Raw genomic sequence first — 23,959 nt, forward strand, 5'->3', positions numbered from 1 at the left:
AAGCTTATAGAGTTTGAGATTTATTTTTTTGCAAAAATAAAGCTGTGCACTAATTATTTAGTGCGACAGCCCCTTTTATATAATTCCAAATTTTTAATTTTAGCCTATACTTTTATTAAGTGAGAACTTTTTAGTTTAATGAAAACAGTAAGTTTTCTACCCTACTATAATGTACTTTTCAAACTATTTAATAAACTTTTATAAACAATACAGTTCCCTTCATAACTTAAATGTACTCCATCTGTGTATAAATCTTCATTCCACTCATTAAATTCTTTTGTCAAGTTTACAAACTTTATAGAATTTTCCTTACAAATATTTTGTAGTTCTTTTTCATAGCTTTCAATAATACAATTGACATTTTTATAATTACAATAGCAGTCCCATCTTTTAATTGCCATATTTTCTGACATTTTAGGTGGAGAAAGTATTATTGGTATTATATTTTTTTCTAAAGATTCTTTAATAATTATTTTTATATTATCTAAAGCATCACTAATTTTTCTATTACATAGAAAATCATTACTTCCACCTAATAATATTATAATATCAGGGCTATGCAAATTTATTTCTGATGTTAATCTATTCATCATTCCAACTGTTGTATCGCCATTAATTCCTGAATTTATAAATTTATATTCTTTATATTCATTTTTTATTAAATAGAACCAGCTTTCTTTAAAATCTATTCCGTATCCATATGTTATGCTGTCACCTATGCATAATATAGTCTTCAAATCATTCACCCCTTAAACTTAATTAATACTTAATAGTCTAATTTTAACTTAAAATTGTATTATTTTAAATTTTAAAATGTAAATTTAAAAGATATTAATGTTAAATTCGTATATAATTTTAAATTTATATGTATTTTTATTTTTTTAATTTAAAAAATATTTCGTATAGTTGAATAATTCCAAAAATATTATTATAATTTTAATTAGTATGATTTGTAAATTTTTAATAAATTTAACATTAACATTTTATTAAGAAATATTATTTTATATATTTTATGTTTTTCTTTAATAAATACTAAATTTATGGAGGTTATTATGTTATTTAAAAAAAATAAAAAATCTAATAGTGAGGACTGCAATATTATTACTATTGATAATAGAAGATTTGATTTTTCCTCCTATAATCAAAACATTTCTTTAATGAAATTAAATAAAAGAGTAGATGAAGCCTATTATTCAATAGATAATCTTATTAAATCTATTTCTGAAATAAATTATGCAGTTAATAAACAATCATCATCAATTCTTAAAGTTATTGATGAATTTGAGAACTATGCATCATTGGCAGAAGAAGTGTCTGCTAGTATAACTTCTTCAAGTGAACAATCCAAAATAACAATTGAAACTGTAGAAGATGGTATGTCTTCTATATCTAAAACTATAAACTCTATGTTTGAAATAATAAAGTCTGTTGATTCAATAAAATCAGAAGTAAGTAACTTAAACGGTAAAATTACCAATATAAATGACATTCTTGTTCAAATGAAGCAAATTTCTCATCAAATTAACTTACTTTCACTAAATGCATCAATAGAAGCTGCTAGAGCTGGGGAACATGGTAAAAGTTTTAGTGTAGTTGCAACTGAAGTAAAAAAATTAGCAAATAAAAGTAAAGATTTTGTTGAAATCATTGAAAACATAATATTAGATATAAATTCTAGTGTATCTAATACTATGAAAACTATTAAAAATAGCGATAATTCAATAAATACTGGTATAGAATTAGCACAAAAGACAACATCATCATTTAATAATATCTCTAATGCAACTAATAATACTGAATGTATAATTCAAGAAATAAATAATGCTATTGAAGGACAATTAAAATCAATAGATTACATATCATCTTGTACCAATGATATGAGAGAAATTTCTGATAAAACTTTTTCTCTTGTGGAAAATTCTATAATAAATTCTCAATTTGCTAAAACTTCAGTAGATGGGTTTATTAACCTATGTAAAAATATAGAAAATAAAAAAACTTCTATATTAAATAAGCCTAAAACATCTATAAAAACTGTACTTAATTTTGATGAGGAGCCTTTAGATGCAGCTAAAGCTTATAGTGTAGACCAGGCTACTCTTAGTTTTAATATTTGTTCACAATTATTAGTTCAAAGACAACACTGTGATATCAGTGCAGGTATAGCTAAAACATGGTATTTAAACGAAGATAACTTAACCTGGACTTTTAAACTTAGAGACAATGTTAAATTTCATGATGGTAATACTTTGACAGCAGAAGATGTCAAATTTTCATTAGAACGTCTATATAATCTAAAAACTAAATCATCTAATTATTGGCTACTTAGTCCAGTAGAAGGTGCAGAGAATTTTAGAAATGGCAAATCACAAGAGATAAGTGGAATCAAAATTTTAGATAAATATACAATTATGATAAAATTACACAGTCCATACTCTGGATTTCTTAAAAATTTGACTCAACCATCTTGTTCTATATATGAAAAAAAACCATATATAGCTAATAAAACTTTAGTAAGCTGTGGATCTTTTAAAATTACTGAAAAGACTTCAAACATGATTATTCTTACAGCTTTTAATGACTATTATAATGGTAGAGCTTATGTAGATGAAATTATAGTGACTAATGAGAAAAAACCTTTATCATTACTAGAAACTGAAGGAATTTTAGATTTTTATAAAATTTCTTCTGTATCTAAAGAAGTTTTATCTCTTTGTGATAATTACAAATATAATAATTTAATATTATATCCATCTTTGCTAACTAATATGTATTTTTTTAACTTTAATAAAAATAGCATCTTTGCGAGAAATAAATTTGCCCGTCAAGCTCTTAATTATGCAGTAAATAAAGAAGAACTTATTAAGCTTTTAGCTTGTAATAATGCAGAAGCTTTTAAATCTATTTTTCCTAGAGCAATATTAGATTTTAATAATGAGGATATTTTTAAATATAATCCTACTAAAGCAAAGGAACTTTTAAGCAGGTGTAATTATTCAAATTCTAAAGACACTTTAAAAATAGTACATAGCAAAAATGATGATTATATTAATCTTCTTGTAAGCTATTTTGAAGCTGTTGGTATAAATTGCGAAAAAATTCTCGTTAATGAAAAAGGTATATACCACCCTGATAATTATCTTAAATCTGATATTTTTCCAGCTTTTTGGATTGCTGATACTGGTGATGCTGACAATTATCTGAGACCATTATTTAATATAAATTCTGCTTTCTTTAAAAATAATTATAATAATGAAAAAGTAAATTCATTGATGGATAAAGCATCAGAATGTATTATACCTGATAAAAGGTATAATCTATATAAGGAATTAAATGATGTTATGTTAGCTGATTGTCCTGCCATATTTTTATTTAATCCTAAGTGTGGAATTATATATAATAAAAATAAAGTAAAAAATGTAATTGTGAACCCAATTAATAATATTCTTTTTGATGAAATTATAGTTGAATAGCAAAAAGAGCTTTCAAAATATGATTTGAAGGCTCTTTTTATAAATCTTAAATCTAAATCATCCTAAGTAAATTATTAACAATATTCTTATGAATGATTAAAGTTTACAACTTTATCATAATTTCTATTTATAAAGTCTTCCTATTGCATCTGCTGAAAGTATTGCGGCATAAACCACGTCTTCATTAATTTCAAATGGCATATTATAAACCGTTTCACCTTCTGAACAAGTTGCCTTAGCTACACTTCTAATTTCTTCTTCCTTTATTTCAATTATGCCCATATCTTCTAATGTAATAGGTAAATGTAAATCCAAACATAATCCTATAACTTCTTCTATTTCTTCCATAGTTCTATTTTCTAAAACTAACTGAACAATAGTTCCAAATGTAACCTTTTCTCCATGATACAAATGGTGACATTGCTCTAAAACAGTAAATCCATTATGAACTGCATGAGCTGCTGCAAGTCCACCACTTTCAAATCCAATACCACTTAGATAAGTATTAGCTTCAATAACATTTTCTACTGCAGTAGTACAGACTCCGGATTCTACTGCAAGTTTTGCCTTTAATCCATCTTCTAACAATGTTTCATAGCATAAACTTGCTAAAGCCATAGCTGCCTTTGTAATTTTTCCACCTGCCATATTACAAGCATTAGATTTTAAACACGCTTCGGCCTCAAAATAAGTAGCTAATGCATCCCCTATTCCAGCAACTAATAACCTTGATGGCGCTTTTGCAACTATTTCAGTGTCTACTATTACAACCTCAGGGTTTTTAGGTAGCATTAAATATTCGCTAAATACACCTTCATCTGTATATATAACAGATAATGCACTACATGGTGCATCAGTAGAGGCAATTGTTGGTACTATTACTACAGGAATATTTTCATAATAGGCAACTGCTTTAGCAGTATCAAAAATTTTTCCGCCACCTACACCTATAACAACATCACAATCATTTTCTTTTAAAATTTTTCTTAATCTATCAATTTCATTTTTAGAACATTCCCCATTAAAACTTTCAAATGTTAAGTTACATTTTTTTTCATTAAAACTCTCTTCTATAATAGGCTTGGTTCTTTTTATTCCATTATCACTGGCAATTATAAAAAATGATTCTCCCAAATTCGATATATGATTTCTTATGTCTTTTAACACAGCACTCCCTTGTATATATTTACCTGGTGATATTATACTCTTAAACATACTATCTCCTCCTACTTCGAAATAAAAATTTTAAATTCAACATATTTTTTATAAATTTATAAAAATTAACTTTAGTTTAGTTTCTTAACTTAATTTTTGAAACCGATTGAAAATGATTAAGTTATCTTTTGATATATTTTTAACATACTATTTTTTTAATCAATTGCCAATATAATTAAAAAATTTGAAATTATATTTTTATTTTTATATTTTTCCCATTTAATTTACTATTTTGTAATTTTATATTGAATTATACATTTTTTTAAACCATAATATGATATAGATATAATTTAATTTTTTAAAAATGTAAAGGGGGAATAACTATGCAATATAACTATTCTTTAATAAAAGCGGAGTCCTTATATGGTGATTTAACTGCAACTGGAATAATTCAATATTTTGATAATAATAAATTAATTATGTCTATTAATAATGAACATATGTCAAATTGTAAAGAAAACTTTTTTTTAAGTATATTTTCTAAAAAAGAGGGCGTCTTAGTTTATGAAGCTAGTATTTCTAAAATATACGCAAAAAATATAGAATTTACTAATATACGTTTCCTATATTCCAAAAACCGGCGGCTACATAGTCGTGTAAATATAAACATTACATTACCAGTAAACATATTAAAAAAGTCTCATAAAGAAGTAATTAATCTTTCAAAGCCTATATTAATGATAGCTAAAAATATAAGTATTTCTGGCATATTACTAGAGAGTCCACTTAACTTACCGCTTGATTTAAACTTTATTCTTTTGCTACCTATAGGTACTACTACTATTACTATAATAACTGAGACTAAAAGAAAATTCAAAACAGATTGTATGTATAATTATGGTTGTAAGTTTAAGTTTATTAATAAAGCTGATGAACAGCTTTTAAGAAAATTTATATTAGACAACAAATTAGATCAATTAAAATATAGAAATGTAACTACTAAATAATTTATTTTTAATGTTTAATATAAAAAATTCCTGCTTTACAAGCCAGCAGGAATTTTTCACTAAAAATGTGGATTTATTTCATCTTTTTGAATTCTTTTTAAATCTTTAAGTCTTAAACCAGTTTCTTGCATTATATCATTCCAATCCTTACCATCTACAATCATTTTTTTAGCATTATTATGTTTTTCATTCTTTTGTTCCCTGTTCATAATATCCTCCTAAATATAATATTTGTTCAATATTATATTGTGAATATAAGAAACTTTTATTCCTTTTATCAAAAATTTTTACATTTTATTTTACTTATATATAGAGTTCCACATTGACTTTTAAATTATTTATCCCAAAACTTGAATACTCAAAATAGTAAGACATGCTCCGAATCACTTATAATTCAACACTAAATCTTGTATAAAAATATTTTAAAGTTACTGAATAAATTTTAATTAGAGCTTGTATCTCTATATTTATTCTTCACTTATTTTATATATAAAGATGAATCCTAAAACTAATAATATTATAGATACTATTGAAGATACACCTGTAGGTATTCCCGGAAATATAGATACCACTGATCCTAAAACAAATCCAAATATAAGCATGTATATTTGCTGTGGATATTTATTTAACAATCTTTCTATTGTTCTGGCAGTTGCAATGGTCCCTATTATTACACCTAATCCAATTGGAATAAGTATTAAAAAATTCAAATCTGATACAGCAGTTAAAACTGTATTATAAAGGCCTAAAATTAAAAGCATAAAAGATCCACTTATACCTGGCAATATTAAAGCTATTGCAACTATTATGCCTCCTATAAACAACCAAATGAAATTTAAAATATTTAAATTAGTTATTATATTTGAATTGTCTATATGCTCTCCCGACATAATAAATACAATTAAAATACCTAAGCATAAATAAATTAAATTTTTTTTCAACAATCCTTTCTTAGTAGCTTTTTTATACATCAAAGGTGCTCCACCTAAAATTATACCGATAAAAAAGAACCCTGCTTCTATAGGATATTTTGTAATTACATTTTTTACTATATTACTAAATAAAACTATACCTATAATGGCTCCTAATCCTACTTGTACTAATAGTTTATATTGATTTTTAAAATCATTTAAAATATTATTTATAGCATGTATTATATCATCGTAAATTCCAAGAATTATGGCTATAGTCCCTCCGCTAACGCCTGGAACTATTTGGGATATGCTAATTGCTATTCCTTTTAAAAAATTAGATAAAAACTTCATCTTTCACCTCTTAATTATGTATTTCATAAAATAGTCTTATAAAGTTAATTATAATATAACTAACTTTATTTATTAAAACTACTAGAATTCAAACCATTTAACATAGATTTAACAGATACTTTTTGACTATGTTAAAAAATATCCAATCTTACTATATTTATCTTTATAATTTATTCTACTCTTTTTTTATTTTTTTAATCTTTTTCATTTTTTTCTTGACATAATATTTTTTCTTTGATACTATTTATAAAAATATTATTATTTTCACAGCAATGATAAGAAGAGTAAATTAAATTCCTCTTTTACAGAGAACTCCAGTAGCTGAGAAGGAGTAAAGATGTTTTAATTGAAGCAAGTCTTTGAGCTTCATATCGGAACTTTTAGGGATGGTATGACAGGCGCTCCTGTTATAGAGCTAGAGTATCACTTAGCATTTTAAATTTAAGTCGTACTTGAAGAGGTTAATATGGTAACATGTTAACGAACTGGGGTGGCACCACGAATATATCTCTCGTCCCCAAGGCTAAAAATTAGTCTTGGGGGTGAGAGTTTTTTTATTTTATATAAATTTTATCCAAATATAAATTATCCAAATATAAATTATCCAAATATAAATTTTATCCAAATATAAATTATCCAAATATAAATTTAAACTATGTAAATAAATTTATGAATAAAAATAGGTAAATAATTCAAATTTCGTAAATGGAGGGAATTAAATGTGTAATTCAATTAATGAAAATATAAATTCAAATTTTTTGCATAAAATTGTAAATGATGACTTAGATAATAATGCTTACTCAAGAAATATAGCTACTAGATTTCCACCAGAACCTAATGGATATCTTCATATAGGTAGTGCTTATGCTATTAACATTAACTATTCTATAGCTCAAAAATATAATGGAACTTTTAATTTAAGATTTGATGATACAAATCCATTAAAAGAAGACATTGAATACGTTAATTCAATTATTGCCGATATAAATTGGCTAGGTTTTTCACCTAAAGAAAGAATATTTTATGGCTCCGATTATTCTAATACATTTTATGAATGTGCTGTAAAACTTATAAAAAAAGGAAAAGCCTATGTTTGTGATTTAACACCTGATGAGACAAGAGAATATAGAGGAACCTTAACTGAACCTGGAAAAGATAGTCCTTATAGAAATAGATCTATAGAAGAAAATTTAGATTTATTTGAAAGAATGAAAAATGGAGAATTTGAAAACTCAGCAAAAACATTAAGAGCTAAAATAGATATGTCCTCTCCTAACATAAACTTTAGAGACCCTGTAATATATAGAATACTTCATGCATCACACTATAGAACTGAAGATAAATGGTGCATCTATCCAATGTATGATTTTGCACATCCATTACAAGATGCTATTGAAGGTATTACACACTCTTTATGTTCCATGGAATTTAAAGATCATAGACCTTTATACGAATGGTTCTTAAATGAATTAGATTTTTGTGAGCCACCAAAACAAAGAGAATTTGGTAGATTGAACTTAACTGGTGTTGTAACAAGTAAAAGATATTTAAAAGAATTAGTATTTGGCAACTATGTAGATGGATGGGATGATCCTAGGCTCCCTACTATTCAAGGATTAAGACGTAGGGGATTTACTCCTGAAAGCATTAAAGCTTTTGTTAATGAAATAGGCGTATCTAAAAATCAAAGTACCGTTGATATCTCAATGCTTGAACATTGTTTAAGAGAAGATTTAAAACCTAAGGTAGATTCAAAAATGGTTGTTCTTGATCCACTTAAAGTTATTATAACTAATTATCCAGATAACGAAGTAGAAATGTTAGAAATTGAAAATAATGGTCAAAATCCTGATTCTGGTACTAGAAAAGTTCCTTTCTCCAAAATTATATATATAGAGAAAGAAGATTTTATGGAAACTCCTATTAAAGGATTCCATCGTTTATATCCTGGTAATGAGGTTAGATTAAAAGGTGCTTATTTTATAAAATGCAATGATGTTATAAAAGATGATAATGATAATATTCTAGAACTTCATTGTACTTACGACGCTGAAACAAAAAGTGGTTCTGGTTTTACTGGAAGAAAGGTTAAAGGTACTATTCACTGGGTATCTGCATCTCATGGTATAAAAGCACAAGTTAATTTATATGATAAGCTTTTATCAGATGAAGGTTTATTAAAACATTCTTCTAAAGGTTGGGATGAAAAATTAAATCCAAAATCATTATTAATATTTAAAAACTCTATATTAGAGCCATCCTTAAAAGGAGCTCCTAAAGAAAGTAAATTTCAATTCATACGTCATGGATATTTTTGTGTAGATAAAAAACATTCTACTGATGAAAATTTAGTATTTAATAGAATAGTCTCTCTAAAAGATTCTTGGAAAAAGAAAAAATAAATTTTTATAAATTGCAATAACAAATTGAACTAATAAATTCAATTTCATAATTAACCAAAGATTATGCTGAATATATGATATCAAGCTCATTCTCAAATAATGATTCTGGAGTCTTATAGTCGAGTATCTTACGTGGAAGCGTGTTCATCCACTCTTCAATAAAAGCAATGTCATCAAGGCTGTAATTGCTCATACGCTTCCCTTTAGGAATAAATCTTCTTATCAATCCATTATGACGTTCGTTAGTGCCCTTTTCAAATGAAGAATAGGGATGTGTAAAATACACCTTAGTATTACCAAGACTTTCTATTGTAGATAAGTCAGCAAATTCAGAGCCATTATCACCAGTTATAGTTTTAAATACAGTGCTAAATTTTTCACTGAAATAGCTACAGATGTTCTTAATCTCATCCATAACAGCTTTGGCTGTCTTAGATGGAATCTTACGAACTATTGCATTGCGTGTTTTTCTTTCAACAAGTGTCATTAATACTGGATCATTATCAGTTTTTTCGCCTATGACAGTATCGATTTCCCAGTGACCAAATTCAGCGCGTGATTCAATATCCGAAGGACGCTCCGCGATGCTTTTACCGAAGTATTTCTTATTTTTCTTGACTATTGAGTGCTTGGTATTACGACGTAACTTTAACGGCAGGTCATAGTTTTTTACGTTTAAAAGACCTAAATCAATGTAGTTATAAAGAGTCTTAGTACATACCATCTCAGATCGGCTGAAACGTCCTGATTTTAAGGCTTCGCCAAAACACGCATCAGGTGACCATGAGTTTTCTTTAATCTGATTCACGGTATAGCTAATAAACTCGCTGCATTCAAGTCTTTTAATTGAGCGGCAGGAGTTCAAGCGATTACGCTTATAGTTAGCTTCGCCAGTATCAGCAAGGTACATCTCAACATATCTGTCCTGCTTAATCTGAGTAGTTGTACCACGTCTTATTTCATTAAGTACAGTGTTGATTGGACGACCAAGTTCTTTTGCAATTTTGTACGGACTGTTTCCATCCTTGAGTCTAAGCTCAATTAGACAGCGCTCTTTAAAATTTAGGTGTTTGTTTTTTCTTGAATCTGTGTTATGATTTTGATGTTCCATAGTGAATATCCTTTCGTTTGGTTGGGTTTGGCGATTTAATCATAACACAGGATAATCATTATGGAATTTTTTTGTTTAATTTTATTAGTTCAATTTCATTTTACAATTAGTCAAAAATAAATTTTAAATACAATATATAATAAAAAACTATGAAATCACATCTTTAAATATGTAATTTCATAGTTTTTATTATATAAGATTAAAACTGATTACATTTTTTTCTTTAAATTATAATTTAAGATTCTTAAAGCTTTCAGTTTGATTTTTAATTCCTCTTTCTGTTGCTAATCTTTCTATACTAGATGCTCCAAAGAACCCAACTATTCCTTTAGTTTTAGAAAGTACATACTCAACATCAGATGCTTCTGCTATCGGACCACCATGACATATAACAAGTATATTTGGATTAATTTTTTTTGCTTCATCATGAATAGTTTGTATTAACTCTACACATTCATCTAATGATTTAGATGTTTTAGCACCTATACTTCCTTTTGTTGTTAATCCCATATGTGCAACAAGTATATCTGCACCAGCTTCAGCCATTTTTATAGCTTGACCTTTATCAAATACATAAGGAGTTGTAAATAATCCAATTTCATGAGCTTTTCTTATCATTTCAACTTCTAAATCATACCCCATTCCAGTTTCTTCTAAATTTTCTCTAAATGTACCATCAATTAAACCTACTGTAGGAAAATTTTGTACCCCTGCAAATCCTGAATCTTTTAATTCTTTTAAGAATACTTCCATAATTCTGAAAGGATCTGTTCCACAAACTCCTGCTAATACTGGTGTATTTTTTACTACTGGTAAAACTTCTTTTCCCATATCCATAACGATTTGATTTGCATCTCCATAGGATAATAAACCTGCAAGAGAACCTCTTCCAGCCATTCTATATCTTCCTGAGTTGTATATTATAATCATATCAACTCCACCAGCTTCAGCACTTTTAGCTGATATACCTGTTCCAGCTCCAGCACCTAATATTATATTTTCATTTTTTATCTCCTTATTAAGTCTTTCTAAAATAACTTCTCTTGTAAATTTCATTTTATTTTCCTCCTATTTATTCTCCATTAAATTTATTAATTTTTTAGCCATTAATATAGCTATTCTTTCATCATTAATATCCTGTTGAATCTCTATTATTTCTATATTTTTATTGTCTATATTATTTTTTATAGTATCAAACAATACTTGATCTTCTTCTTGTCCATAAAAAGGTTGACCTTCTACATCTATCATAGATATTCCTTTCAATGGCAAAACTATAGCAGTTTTACTATTGGTTTTATTAAGTTTTTCACATATTAGTTTCCCCAACTCTCTACATTCTTCTTTTGTAGTTCTCATTAGTGTTACTGTTGGATTATGTTTATAAAATTTTCTATCTTTAAATTTTTCTGGTACAGTTTCATATGGCCCGAAATTTACCATATCTAACGCTCCTGTAGACACAATTTGAGGAATGCCTCTTTTAACGGATGCTTCTAGTCTATTTGGACCAGCAGATAAAACTCCACCTACTAGTTCATCACATAACTCTGTTGTTGTTATATCTAATACTCCGTCAATAAATCCTCCATCAATAAGATTTTCCATAGCCTGTCCACCAGTTCCTGTAGCATGAAATACTATAACTTCATAACCTTTACTTTCTAAATATTCTCTAGCTTTAGTAACACAAGGAGTTGTTACTCCAAACATTGTTGCTGCTATAAGTTTTTTTTCTTCACTTTTGTCATCTTCAACCTCTTCATTATTTACCATTCCAACTATGGCATTAGCTGCATTTCGTATTATCTTTTTTGATATTGAGTTTAAACCTGATATATCTACCACAGAATGCATCATTATTAAGTCTGAAACTCCTACATAAGGTCTAGTATCTCCAGATGCCAATGTAGATACCATAATTTTAGGCACACCTATTGGCAACGTTCTCATGCATGGTGTTGCAAGTGCTGTTCCACCAGAACCTCCAAGACTTATTATTCCACTAATTTCACCTTTATCATAAAGTTCCTTAACTACTTTAACTGCACCTTTCGACATAATTTCTACAGCATATCCTCTATCTTTTTTTTCTTGTAACATTTTAATGCTTTCATTAACAGATTTTGCTATATCTTCATTCTTAATGTCTGCTTCAATGCTTGGCTCAAAAATTCCTACATCTATAACTAATGTTTCTAACCCTTGTCTTTCTATAATATTCTTTAAATATGAATATTCTTCCCCCTTTGAGTCTAAGGTACCTATAATTGCTACTTTTTTCAATTTCAATTCCCCCATTTTAAATTTATCTATTATGTTGCTTATTTTTTTTAATATAATATATAAGTAATAAATATATATTTTTAATTTTTGTAATATTTAATGTAGTTTTTGTAATTTTCCAATTGTTCGTTTTGTATATTTTAACATATTCATTTAAAATATAAAACATTATTATTTAAATAAATTAATATATGCTATTTTCCCATGTAAAATTTAACATATTTTGAAATAAATTTTATCAAAGTAAATAAAAAATTAAAACTGCATAAAAGTATACAAACAAATTCTTTTATTTTTAACTAATCTAATTTTATAGGAAAACAAACTCCCATTTAAATTTTTTCAATAACTTTAAAATACTTTTATGCAAAATGTAGTGTTGAATTTTAAGAATTTCCGAGCATGTCTCACTATTTTGGGTATCCAAGTTTTGGAACGAGTAATTTTAAAAGTCAATTTGGAACCCTATAGAATTTATTTTAAAATAAAAGAGACTGTTTTAAAATAGAATTTTAAATCTACTTTAAAACAGCCTCTCTAAGTTGTCAAAATAATATTCTAATTTATATACTATAATAAATAATCTAAACCACTTTGTTTTAAAATCCCCTCTATTGCTAAATTTAATTTTAATGGTGTTTCGCAACGTATTTCCTTATTTATTGAAATATTTTCATTAACATATCCTAAAAAGTATTTATTGTAATCTCTAACATTAGATATATATTTTAATCTTACTTCTGTTACAAGCATATCCATATCACCTAGTAATTGAATACGTTTAATATCAGATGCCTGTCTAACATTTGTAACTGTATGCCTTTTTCCATCTGTATCAATTATTGATATATATAAAATATTATCTCCCATTATATTTACAACTTTATTTTCCATAATAATACCCCCTAAATAATTTCTTTTAAATCATTAATATTAATTCTATAATTAAAATTTATTATAAATTTATATTTTTAATACCTATACAATTTTAAATTGTCATAATTATCACAATCATCTTTATATTTATAATATTATTTCACAGCTATATTGTCAATATGTTTTCCTATGAAATTTATAGATTTAATAATTTTTTTTATATAAATACCTTTTTAAAAACAAATTTCAACAAAATTTTATTAATAAAACTCTGTAAAATTTGTTTTAAGTTTAACAATAATTATAATAAAATAATTTTAAATTATTTATGCTTATACATAAAAAAGCTATCGCTCTGTTAACTTTTATTTATTAACATTGCAACAGCTTTCTTATAATATTTATTGTTTTTCTACACTATTATTTTTTATAAATACTGATACGCACAAACATACTATCATAATAAATATAATCATAAAATATATGCTATGTATTCCACTATAAAAAGCATTTCTAATTTGATCATTAGTAGCCTCAGAATTATATATATTCTCAGAATTAATGCCATTCATACCTAATCCACCAAAATATTTTGCTATGCTAGAATTTATTATTCCTCCAAAAATACTTACACCTATTGTCTGTCCTAATGTTCTTATAAGTGCATTAACAGAAGTAGCTGCTCCTCTTTTTTCATACCCTACTGCTGATTGTACTGTAATTGTAAGTGTTGTAAAAACACCACCAAATCCAAAACCCATTATTACAATTGCTCCTATAAGTAGTACTATTGGAGTTGAAACACCTACTAATTTAAGTATAACTGATCCTATAGTTAATAACATTATAGCTACAATTACTACTATTTTTTCTCCATATTTGGATAGAGTTTTAGAAAGTATAAATGAGCTTAAAAGCCATGCTATAGACATTGGTGCCATTGTTACTCCTGCAATTGTTGGTGTATAGCCTAATACATTTTGCGTATATAATGGAGTATATGCCTCAATGGCCATAAGAGCGCCAGATGCTAGAAAGCAAATCAAGTTTGCAATAATTGTATTTCGTGTAAAAATATCAAATGGTACTATTGGTTCTAAAGATTTCTTTTCTGTAAAATAGAATAAAACTAAAGATATAATAGCTATTACAAAAAGTACAATTCTAAATTTAATAATACCAATGAATACACCTAGTAATACTGATATTATAGACGTTGTTAAAAAAACAATGCCTATGTAATCTATTTTAGCATCAGTTTTCACTACTTTTTCTTCAAAATTTCTATGTAACAAAATTATAGATGCTATTCCAAAAGGAACATTTATAAAGAATATCCAATGCCAAGATAAATAGTCTATAAGGAATCCACCTAAAAATGGACCTATTAAACTTGCAATTCCCCAAACAGTACTTAACCAACCTTGTATTTTTGCTCTTTCTGAAATATCAAATATATCTCCAATTATTGTATAAGTTATTGTTAATATTGATCCTGCACCAATTCCTTGAATTGCACGAAACATTATTAACTGAGTCATAGATTGTGATATACCGCAAAATGAACTACCAATTATAAAAATTATAGTACCTAATGTCAGCATTTTCTTTCTTCCATATAAATCTGAAAGTTTACCATATATAGGTGTAGAAACTGCTGAAGTCAAAAGATAAGCTGAAAATACCCAACTTATAAGATTATAACCTTGAAGATCCTTTGCTATGGTAGACATTGCTGTACTAACAACTGTTCCTTCAAATGCAGCTAAAAACATAACCATCATTATAGCTATTACAACATTTCTCTTATTGTTTCTCATATACTCTGGTAATTTATATACCATTTTCACCTCTCTTATTTTAAAGTTAATTTTCTAACTACTATATAATACTAGTATTTTTTGTTAAGTTCAAACTTTTCAATAATTAAAATTTTCTAATTTTTATCTTTTTAATTTATCTTTTTAATTTATCTTTTTAGTTTTTATATTTTCAAATCAATTAAAATATTTTATAAATTAGCTTAAAAACTTTTAGTATTATAATTTTCAATTTTAGTATGGGTTACATTGAACAAATAAATTAGCTAAACTATAGTTTATAAAATCAGGTGTTACGTAAGCATTATTACCAAATAGTAATGCTTTATCATTAGCAAATCTATTTAGCATAAGTACAATATAAAAATTAATTGGACTTATCTGTATAGTTCCAGTATATAATGATAAAATAGCATTAGAATTTGAAATTACATATGTTAATGATGGTATAAACTGATCAAATATATTTTCATAGTTATTCTCTATTATTGCTTTAATAAATTTATCTATTTCATTATTATCATGTATTTTAATATCTTTATCATAATTTCTTTTACCTGATTGTATTTCATTTATAAACATACCTATAAAAAAATCATATATAGATATCTGAATATTAGCATTTTCTTGAAATGAATATGTTGATACATCTTTAGGCACATAATTTGAGTTTTGAGTTGATAAGGAATTATACGTTAGAAAAAAAAATACTCTATTATAGTTTATATAAAGCAATTTTCCATCTTTTATCAAAGGGTTATAACTACCTAAAAAACTTGCACAGGGTGGCAACTTAGCATCTGCAAAAATATTGCAATCAAATCCACATCCATTCATATAAATACCTCCTTTGAATATAATTTTAAAAATCATATATATTTATTACCGATAATGTATAATATTATTAGTATATGATAAATAGGAGGCAATAAATGAATAGCTATTTTATTTTAGGTTTAATTATTGAATTAATAAATATTGCCTGTGCTCTTTCATTAGTTTTTATTGAACGAAGAGAACCTGAAACTACTTGGGCATGGTTATTAATTTTAATTGTACTTCCAGGTTTAGGATTTTTAATATATTTAGCTCTAGGTCAAAATTTAAGTAGAGAAAAAATATTTAAAGAAAAGACTGCTATTGATGTACATAAATCCAAAAATTTAACAGAAGAATTTAATATATCACTTCATAGAAATACTCCAGCTAAAAATTATACTGATTTAGTAAAAATGAATTATAATAATTCTGGTGCTGAGTTTACAAGATATAATTGTGTAAAAACATTTATTAGTGGAGAAGATAAGTTTTCAAATTTACTTGAAGATATTAAAAAAGCAGAAAAATTTATTCACATTGAATATTATATATTTAGAATGGATGGATTAGGACGTGAATTAATATCCCTTCTAAATAAAAAGGTTGATGACGGCGTTGAAGTTAGACTTTTAGTTGATGGAATGGGTTCTAGAGGGCTTCGTGGTAAAAATGAAGATTATATCAAAAGCCTTGGTATAAAATTTGCAATCTTTTTTCCAGGTTTAACAAAGCTAGTAAATCTACGTATAAATTATAGAAATCATAGAAAAATAGTAGTAATAGATGGGCAGATAGGCTATGTCGGTGGTTTTAATGTTGGTGATGAGTATATAAATAAAGGAACACAATTTAATTTTTGGCGTGACACCCACCTAAGAATTCAAGGTGATGCTGTAAAAGAATTAAATAAGCGTTTTGCTTTAGATTGGGACTACGCTGCTAATGATAGCATATCTCAAAGTGAAAAATATTTCCCTTCAACAATAAATGATGGTAATGTTGGTGTTCAAATCGTATCTTCCGGCCCAGACCATATTGATGAGTATATAAAATATAATTATCTTAAAATAATAACTAATGCTAAGAAGTATATATATATTCAAACTCCTTATTTAGTTTTAGATCGACCTATGATAGAAGCTTTAAAAATTTCTGCTTTATCTGGAGTTGATATAAGAATTATTGTTCCTGGAAGCCCAGATCACTTCTTTATGGAGTGGGCATTAAGCGCTAATATTGGTAATCTGATTGAATGTGGAATTAAATTTTATAGGTATCAAAATGGATTTATTCATTCTAAAACTATTGTTGCTGATGATTCTGTTTGCAGTGTAGGTACTGCTAATCTTGATATTAGAAGTTTTAAACTTAATTTTGAGATTAATGCTATAATATACGATGATATAATATCTATGCAGCATAAAGATATATTTATATCTGATCAAAAAAAATGCCAATTTTTAACTATAGAAAAATACAATAATAGAAGTACTTGCTATAGAATATGTGAATCAATAATTCGATTAATTTCACCTATTTTATAACTTTAAATGGACTTTTTTATATAAAAGTCCATTTTTTTATATTTATTTACTAATAAATATATTATTTTTTACAATATCCTAGTTTTTTTTATATATTTTACTTATAATAGAATAAAAAGTATTTTATTGTTTGTAAATATCAACAGAAAAAGAAAAGTAAGTTTTTCCCATATATTTTGTAAAAATATATATTTAATAATTTAACATTCTTAAATATATTATTAAGAAATATTTTTTAATATATGAGATAAAATAGAAATTTAATTTATCATTTTTGTAATTAAAACCTAAAGTAGTGTTTTTAGGTTAAATATAAATTTATTTTTATAGAAGCATTTTCACTATAAAGTTACAATACTATATTTTTACTTATACCTTACATATTATAAGTTTTAAATATACACAAGAGTGATTATATGCTCAACAATGAAGACAAGATTATAAATTCTTACTTTTACTTTTTTAATATATTTATTTGGGGGGAAATTCTTATGAAAAAAAAATTTTTAATAATTTTACTTATTCTTCTTATAATATCAGCAAGTACTGTTGGCTTTTATTTATTAAAGAAGAATATGGGTTCAAAGGGTAATGACAAAAAAATAGAGTTATATACAATACCTGCATCAGAAAAAGTATATGTTAATGGTGTTATAACTCCTAGTGAAAGCGAAGATATATTTTTAGATCCTACTAAAGGAACTGTAAATGAAGTAGCAGTAGAAAATAATCAAGCAGTAACAAAAGATGAACTTCTGTTCACTTATAAAAATGATGCTGTATCAGATCAAATTTATGAATTAAATAGCCAAGTATCATCTACAAAAAAACAAATTGAACAATTAGAAAAAGAAAAAAGTAATTTGAAGACACAACTAGGTGGAGCAGCTCCATTAGATGGAGTTACTTCTCAACTTGAACCATTAAAGGCTCAACTATCTTCTCTACAAGATCAAGTTAGTCATTTAAAGAATAAAGAATATACTAATGTAAATTCTCCTATTGATGGAAATGTAATATTACATGATTCAAAAGAGGCAACTTCACCTTATATGACTATAGAAACTACTGACCTTTATGTAAAAGGTAATATAAGTGAGAAGGAACTACCTAAATTAAAAGAAAAGCAAACTGCTAATATATTAGTTCTTCCAACAAATCAAACCTTAAAAGGAAAGGTATCTTCTGTTGGAAATAGACCAATTTCATCTCAAGCAGTTTCATTGAATGGAGCAGGTGCAGCTGGAGGTTCTTCAGATATTTCTCATTATGGAGTAAATATTTCACTAGATTCTCAGACTGGATTAACTAATGGATTTCACGTTCAAGCTACTATTAACTTAACTGATCCTACTATAAAAATACCTAAAACTGCTGTTTTAGGACAAAAAGATAATTATTATGTATTTAAATCTGTAAATAATAAAACTGTTAAACAAAAAATAAAATATTCTAAAGAAAGTGAAGGAAATGTTATAATAACTGAAGGTCTTAAGGAAAATGATGTTATTATAAAGAAACCATCTCCAGAGATGAAAGAGGGTATTGTAGTTGAATAATATTATTGAATTAAAAAATATTAATAAATACTACAAAATGAAAACTTTAAATCTTCATGCTCTAAAATCTATAAATATTGGTATTAAGCAAGGAGATTTTTTAATGATAATGGGTAAATCCGGTAGCGGTAAAACTACCCTTATGAATATTTTAGGTTTTTTAGACAGTTTTGATAATGGTAAATATATTTTTAATGGAAAAGATGTTACAGGTTTAAATGAAAATGAAAAATCTGAGTTAAGAAATGAGTATATTGGTTTCATATTTCAACAATTTCATCTTATAGATTCATTGACTATTGGACAAAATGTTGAATTGCCATTACTTTACAAAGGAGATATTCCTGTTAAAGAGAGAAACTTATTAGTTGATAAATACTTAAATTTAGTTGGATTATTAGATAAGAAAAATAGAAAACCATCAGAATTATCTGGTGGACAGCAACAACGTATTGCTATTGCTAGAGCTTTAATTAATAATCCTTATGTGATTTTTGCTGATGAACCAACTGGTGCTTTAGATAGTTCTACAGGAACGGACATTATGGAACTTTTAACAGCTCTTAACAAGGAAAATAAAACAATAATTATGGTTACTCATGATGAAGACCTAAAAAAATATGCCAATAAAGTAATTCATATAAAAGATGGAGTAATCGAAAAGGTGGAATAGATATGTCTATAATTAACTTAATAAAAACTTCTATTTACAGTTTAAAATCTCATAAATTAAGAGTATTCCTAACAATGATTGGCATAATTATTGGTATAAGCTCAGTAGTAACTATTTTATCTATTGGTGATGGGTTAAAAGCCCATGTTAACAAATCAGTAGAAAGTAGTAATGCTAATAAAATAAATGTATATTTTCACTCTAATAATACTGATGTAGATATAAACTTAATAGAGCCTTTTACTAGTTCTGATATAACTTCTCTTCAAAAAATTGAAGGTGTTCAAAAAGTTGAAGTAAGTAAAGGCGTTGCCGTTGGATTTGATTTTACAGCTTCTCAAGCAAAGTATTTTGATAAAAATGTAATGATTTTTTTAGATAGTTATCAAGATAAAACTTTAGATATTGAATACGGCCGTAAATTCAACCCTGAAGAGGATAATAAAAGACAAATAGTTCTTGATAGTGAAATTGCTAAGGAACTATTTAAAGACCCTAAGGATTCAATTGGTAAAGGATTAACTATTAATGATCTAACCTATGAAATTATAGGTGTTTTAAAACCTGCAGGTAGTTTTTCTTTTACTAATGGTATAAGTTATATATCCAAAAATTTTAAAGATAGTGTTAATACCAGTGAAAATATAAATACTCTTGATGTTTATGTTAAACCTAACTATGATAAAACAGAAGTTTTCTCAGAAGTACAAAGCAATTTAGCTCAAAGCCATGCTACACTAGATGGAGAATACAAAATGGAAGATCCAGAAGCTATAACTAAAACCTTTGAAGAAATCATTGGTGGATTAACAACATTTGTAGCTTTAGTCTCTGGTATATCTTTGTTTGTTGGTGGTATAGGAGTTATGAATATAATGTATGTTTCTGTATCTGAAAGGAAACGAGAGATTGGAATAAGAAGAGCTATTGGTGCAAAGCCAAAATCTATACTACTTCAATTTCTTTTTGAATCAGTCTTAGTTACCTGTACTGGTGGTCTACTTGGTATTTTCTTTGGATTTTTATTTTCAAAAATTGTAGGAGCCTTTCTACCATTCCCACCAGTATTAACATTAAAAAGCTTTGTAGGTTCTACAATTACTTCTGTTCTTGTAGGTATAATTTTTGGTATAATACCAGCATATAATGCTTCAAAATTAGACCCTATTAAAGCAATTTATAAATAACAAAAAAAGCTATAAGTTTTTAAAACTTATAGCTTTTTTTATTATGCTTGTATATTGTTATTTTTATTTCCGAATCCAAAAATAGCTCTTTTCTTATATATGAAAAATCCCATTAATAGTGGAAATATTAATCCTACTAATGTCCATATAATATTTTCAGGACTCATTATTATATTATATATTAATGAAACAATCTCTATTGTTCCATATATATATACTCCTAATGACTTTTTCCTTAAAATTAAAATAATTGATACTACCAATATTAAGGACATTACTAAAGATATTGCTATTGTCATAGGATCTAATACTGCTCCTTCAATGCCTGCTGAAAATTGTTGTATTTTGTCTTTAAACAAGATTTGAAATACACACCCTAAAACAGCAAATGCACTTCCTATTAATGTAAGAACAGACATTGTTATTATACCTGCCCCAAGTTTCATATCATTTACATTATTATTTTCCATGGTCTTCCCCCTCAATTTTAATTGTAATTTAATAACCTATATACATTATAATTACATTTGGTTAATAATATGTCAATAAAAATAAGCAAATTTATTAAAAAAATTCAAAATAGACTACTTATTACTATATAAGCAGTCTATTTTTCGCAAATAAATTTAGTTAAATTAAATTTTAAATAGATTTATTTTTAATTTTTATATACCTACATTTTTACAAAAAGTCCTATTTATAACATATAATTGCTGTTCCTTAGTTAATCTTATAAAGTTTACGGCATAGCCATATACCCTTATTGTTAATTGAAGATACAACTCTGAATGATTCATAACATCTAATAATGTTTCCCTATTAAATACATCAACATTCAGATGATGAGCATTTTGAGAGAAATCTTTATACATCATAGCACTTAAAGTGGTTATTCTTTCACTTTCTGATTTACTAAGTACATCTGGAATTATAGAGAATGTATTAAATATACCACCTTGTGAGTCAGCATATGGTAATTTAGTAACTGAATTTAATGAAGCTAATGAACCACTATTGTCTCTTCCATGTATTGGGTTAGCTATCTTTTTTCATTTGTTAACTTTTCAATTATTATTCCTATTCTATTATTGCAATAAAAACTTCATAAAAATATTTCTATTTTTCTCTAATATTCTTAAATAATTTATACTAATAAACAAAGAACCATAAAATTAAATTTTACATTTAATTTTATGGTTCTTTGTTTATTTGAAAATTTAATAATGATATAAATTTATAGTTATCATTTTTCATAACAATACTATATTTATCTATAATCTTCTATTATATGTTTTATTCTGTAGGAACATCTTCCACCTTTACATATTCCACTTCTTGCTCCAGTTCTAGCTTTAACATCTTCTAAATTGGAAGCTCCATTTTTAACAGCTTCTATGATATCTTCTTCCGTTATGTAATTACACAAACAAACTATATTTTCTTTACTCATAAAAAAACCCCTTTTTTTAATTTTTTATATTTATTTACTATATAATTAACTCCTTATTTTATATTATTACTGTTAATTGATATTTAAATACATATTACTATAATAATAAAGATTTTAATTTAATTCTAGTTATTTTTATAATATTTTTTATTTTCTTATTATTTTAAAAATTGAATCTTTTTTTTGCAATTTCTTACTTTAATAGTGTAGACAGTTCTAGCTATAACATTTAAAATGAATATAGAGACAAAATGAGTCTACAAAATATATTATCTTGAGGTGAATTATGAATAAAATAAATATAAAGCCAGTAAAAAATAAAAAAGCATATTTTCAAATAATTGAAACATTCATTAATTTAATAATTAGTAATCAACTTGAATATGGAGAAAGATTATATAATGAATCAGAACTAATGGAAATTCTAAATGTAAGTCGTCCAACTTTACGTGAAGCATTAAGAGTTATGGAGTTTTTAGGAATTGTAATTGTATCACCTAGAAAAGGAATTGCAATTAGTGATCCTAAAAATAATAATTATTACTTGCCATTAACATATATTCTAGCTTTTGAAAAAACAAGTAATACAGATCTTTTTGAACTTAGAATGGCTATTGAATTAGAAATGGTTGGACTAGCTAGCCAAAGAGCCACAGAAGAAGATTTTGCTAAACTAAAAAAAATTTCTGATGACCTAATCAATCTTGACAGAGGTGATATTAAAAACTTTACTAGACTGGACCAGCTATTTCATATAACAATTTTGAACTGTGCTAAAAATGAGTTATGCTCTAAACTAATGAATACTCTTAATACACTTATATATGAGCAATTAGAACAAATACATATGGCTTTAACTAATAATGATAGAAATAACACTATAGAAAAGCATCATGCTATATATGAAGCTCTTATAATTAGAAATGAAGATTTAGCTAGAAAAGCTATGCGTGATCATCTTAATCATGCCTATAGTGTAACTAAAGAGCTTCCTAGTGTTTTCCATACTGCGCTCTTAGGAAATTAATACTTAAATAAATTTAATATAAGCTTAATAAAAACTAACTTGATATATTCTTCCTTCTAAAGGAAATAAAGTGAAGTATTGCTACTTCACTTTATTTCCCTATATTATATTTAACGTTTAAAATTTCTATTTGTTTTTATAGGTTATCAAAATACCATATTAATTTATGTATTTTAATTTTTACATACATATAGAATGGAATTTATACTGAAAAACATTTTATTATTTATTAGGACGTGTCTGAAAACAAAATATCTAAAACTTATTTAGATAAAACAAAAATAGCAGCAATATAAACAAATGCG

General features: G+C 26.2%; 20 protein-coding genes, 1 pseudogene and 1 other annotated feature. Of the genes and pseudogenes, 8 read left to right on the forward strand and 13 right to left on the reverse strand.

Features of this window, described 5'->3' with window-relative positions:
* Positions 1-164 precede the first annotated feature (164 nt).
* On the reverse strand, positions 165-737 hold the full coding sequence (locus AZI32_RS14540) for a GDSL-type esterase/lipase family protein (RefSeq protein WP_061996507.1): 573 nt from the start codon (positions 735-737) through the stop codon (positions 165-167).
* Between the two features lie 315 nt (positions 738-1,052).
* Between AZI32_RS14540 and AZI32_RS14545 the strand changes: the two genes are divergently transcribed.
* Entirely contained in the window at positions 1,053-3,473 is a 2,421-nt protein-coding gene (locus AZI32_RS14545; RefSeq protein WP_061996508.1) for an ABC transporter substrate-binding protein, read from the forward strand.
* A gap of 123 nt (positions 3,474-3,596) precedes the next feature.
* On the opposite strand, the gene AZI32_RS14550 is transcribed toward AZI32_RS14545, so the two are convergent.
* Positions 3,597-4,688 (reverse strand): glycerol dehydrogenase, encoded by a 1,092-nt coding sequence (locus AZI32_RS14550; protein WP_061996509.1) that lies wholly within the window; start codon positions 4,686-4,688, stop codon positions 3,597-3,599.
* Positions 4,689-5,011: 323 nt separating this feature from the next.
* Here AZI32_RS14550 and AZI32_RS14555 point away from each other — a divergent pair, with 323 nt between their 5' ends.
* On the forward strand, positions 5,012-5,635 hold the full coding sequence (locus AZI32_RS14555) for a PilZ domain-containing protein (RefSeq protein ID WP_061996510.1): 624 nt from the start codon (positions 5,012-5,014) through the stop codon (positions 5,633-5,635).
* Between the two features lie 59 nt (positions 5,636-5,694).
* Here AZI32_RS14555 and AZI32_RS18765 read toward each other — a convergent pair whose 3' ends face one another.
* Both AZI32_RS18765 and AZI32_RS14560 read right to left on the reverse strand, forming a co-directional pair.
* Positions 5,695-5,844, reverse strand: a complete 150-nt coding sequence (locus tag AZI32_RS18765; protein ID WP_164474747.1) for a hypothetical protein — start codon at positions 5,842-5,844, stop codon at positions 5,695-5,697.
* Positions 5,845-6,102: 258 nt separating this feature from the next.
* Positions 6,103-6,900 carry a DUF368 domain-containing protein gene (locus AZI32_RS14560; protein ID WP_061996511.1) on the reverse strand — a complete coding sequence of 266 codons (798 nt, stop codon included), beginning with the start codon at positions 6,898-6,900 and terminating at the stop codon, positions 6,103-6,105.
* 263 nt (positions 6,901-7,163) lie between these two features.
* Positions 7,164-7,422 (forward strand) — a binding site (T-box leader).
* A 197-nt stretch (positions 7,423-7,619) separates the two neighbouring features.
* Here AZI32_RS14560 and AZI32_RS14565 point away from each other — a divergent pair.
* Entirely contained in the window at positions 7,620-9,302 is a 1,683-nt protein-coding gene (locus tag AZI32_RS14565) for a glutamine--tRNA ligase/YqeY domain fusion protein (RefSeq protein WP_061996512.1), read from the forward strand.
* Positions 9,303-9,363: 61 nt separating this feature from the next.
* Here AZI32_RS14565 and AZI32_RS14570 read toward each other — a convergent pair whose 3' ends face one another.
* The 6 genes from AZI32_RS14570 to AZI32_RS14595 all read right to left on the reverse strand — a co-directional run bounded on the left by AZI32_RS14570 (position 9,364) and on the right by AZI32_RS14595 (position 16,232).
* The gene (locus AZI32_RS14570) at positions 9,364-10,413 is read right to left on the reverse strand and encodes an IS30 family transposase (protein ID WP_061996513.1); all 1,050 of its coding nucleotides are present in this window, start codon (positions 10,411-10,413) and stop codon (positions 9,364-9,366) included.
* Between the two features lie 228 nt (positions 10,414-10,641).
* Complete coding sequence (locus tag AZI32_RS14575; protein ID WP_061996514.1) at positions 10,642-11,469, reverse strand: phosphoenolpyruvate hydrolase family protein; 828 nt, start codon at positions 11,467-11,469, stop codon at positions 10,642-10,644.
* A 12-nt stretch (positions 11,470-11,481) separates the two neighbouring features.
* The gene (locus tag AZI32_RS14580) at positions 11,482-12,699 is read right to left on the reverse strand and encodes a Tm-1-like ATP-binding domain-containing protein (RefSeq protein ID WP_061996515.1); all 1,218 of its coding nucleotides are present in this window, start codon (positions 12,697-12,699) and stop codon (positions 11,482-11,484) included.
* A 570-nt stretch (positions 12,700-13,269) separates the two neighbouring features.
* A complete protein-coding gene (locus AZI32_RS14585; protein WP_061996516.1) occupies positions 13,270-13,593 on the reverse strand; it encodes a hypothetical protein in 324 nt (107 codons plus the stop codon).
* A 383-nt stretch (positions 13,594-13,976) separates the two neighbouring features.
* Positions 13,977-15,419, reverse strand: a complete 1,443-nt coding sequence (locus AZI32_RS14590) for an MDR family MFS transporter (protein ID WP_010299202.1) — start codon at positions 15,417-15,419, stop codon at positions 13,977-13,979.
* A gap of 210 nt (positions 15,420-15,629) precedes the next feature.
* A complete protein-coding gene (locus AZI32_RS14595; protein ID WP_061996517.1) occupies positions 15,630-16,232 on the reverse strand; it encodes a hypothetical protein in 603 nt (200 codons plus the stop codon).
* A 95-nt stretch (positions 16,233-16,327) separates the two neighbouring features.
* Here AZI32_RS14595 and cls point away from each other — a divergent pair, with 95 nt between their 5' ends.
* The 4 genes from cls (at position 16,328) to AZI32_RS14615 (ending at position 21,177) form a co-directional block, all read left to right on the forward strand.
* Positions 16,328-17,758 (forward strand): cardiolipin synthase, encoded by a 1,431-nt coding sequence (cls, locus tag AZI32_RS14600; RefSeq protein ID WP_061996518.1) that lies wholly within the window; start codon positions 16,328-16,330, stop codon positions 17,756-17,758.
* Positions 17,759-18,249: 491 nt separating this feature from the next.
* Positions 18,250-19,317 (forward strand): HlyD family efflux transporter periplasmic adaptor subunit, encoded by a 1,068-nt coding sequence (locus AZI32_RS14605; RefSeq protein WP_242865305.1) that lies wholly within the window; start codon positions 18,250-18,252, stop codon positions 19,315-19,317.
* The gene (locus AZI32_RS14610) at positions 19,310-19,990 is read left to right on the forward strand and encodes an ABC transporter ATP-binding protein (protein ID WP_061996519.1); all 681 of its coding nucleotides are present in this window, start codon (positions 19,310-19,312) and stop codon (positions 19,988-19,990) included. Before AZI32_RS14605 ends, AZI32_RS14610 begins: the two co-directional genes overlap by 8 nt.
* Before the next feature lie 2 nt (positions 19,991-19,992).
* Positions 19,993-21,177 (forward strand): ABC transporter permease, encoded by a 1,185-nt coding sequence (locus tag AZI32_RS14615; protein WP_061996520.1) that lies wholly within the window; start codon positions 19,993-19,995, stop codon positions 21,175-21,177.
* A gap of 41 nt (positions 21,178-21,218) precedes the next feature.
* Here the strand turns inward: AZI32_RS14615 and AZI32_RS14620 are convergent, their stop codons facing one another.
* The 3 genes and pseudogenes from AZI32_RS14620 to AZI32_RS14625 form a co-directional block, all read right to left on the reverse strand.
* Complete coding sequence (locus tag AZI32_RS14620; protein WP_061996521.1) at positions 21,219-21,647, reverse strand: hypothetical protein; 429 nt, start codon at positions 21,645-21,647, stop codon at positions 21,219-21,221.
* Positions 21,648-21,842: 195 nt separating this feature from the next.
* Positions 21,843-22,217, reverse strand: a pseudogene (locus tag AZI32_RS18080) (glycine radical domain-containing protein); the annotation flags it as partial.
* Between the two features lie 227 nt (positions 22,218-22,444).
* Positions 22,445-22,627 (reverse strand): (2Fe-2S)-binding protein, encoded by a 183-nt coding sequence (locus tag AZI32_RS14625; protein ID WP_061996522.1) that lies wholly within the window; start codon positions 22,625-22,627, stop codon positions 22,445-22,447.
* A 286-nt stretch (positions 22,628-22,913) separates the two neighbouring features.
* On the opposite strand from AZI32_RS14625, the gene AZI32_RS14630 reads away from it, so the two are divergent.
* Positions 22,914-23,654 carry a FadR/GntR family transcriptional regulator gene (locus tag AZI32_RS14630; protein ID WP_061996523.1) on the forward strand — a complete coding sequence of 247 codons (741 nt, stop codon included), beginning with the start codon at positions 22,914-22,916 and terminating at the stop codon, positions 23,652-23,654.
* Positions 23,655-23,959: the final 305 nt, after the last annotated feature.

It is taken from the genome of Clostridium sp. ATCC 25772 (assembly GCF_001573875.1).
GTDB classification, from domain to species: Bacteria; Bacillota; Clostridia; order Clostridiales; family Clostridiaceae; genus Clostridium_J; species Clostridium_J senegalense.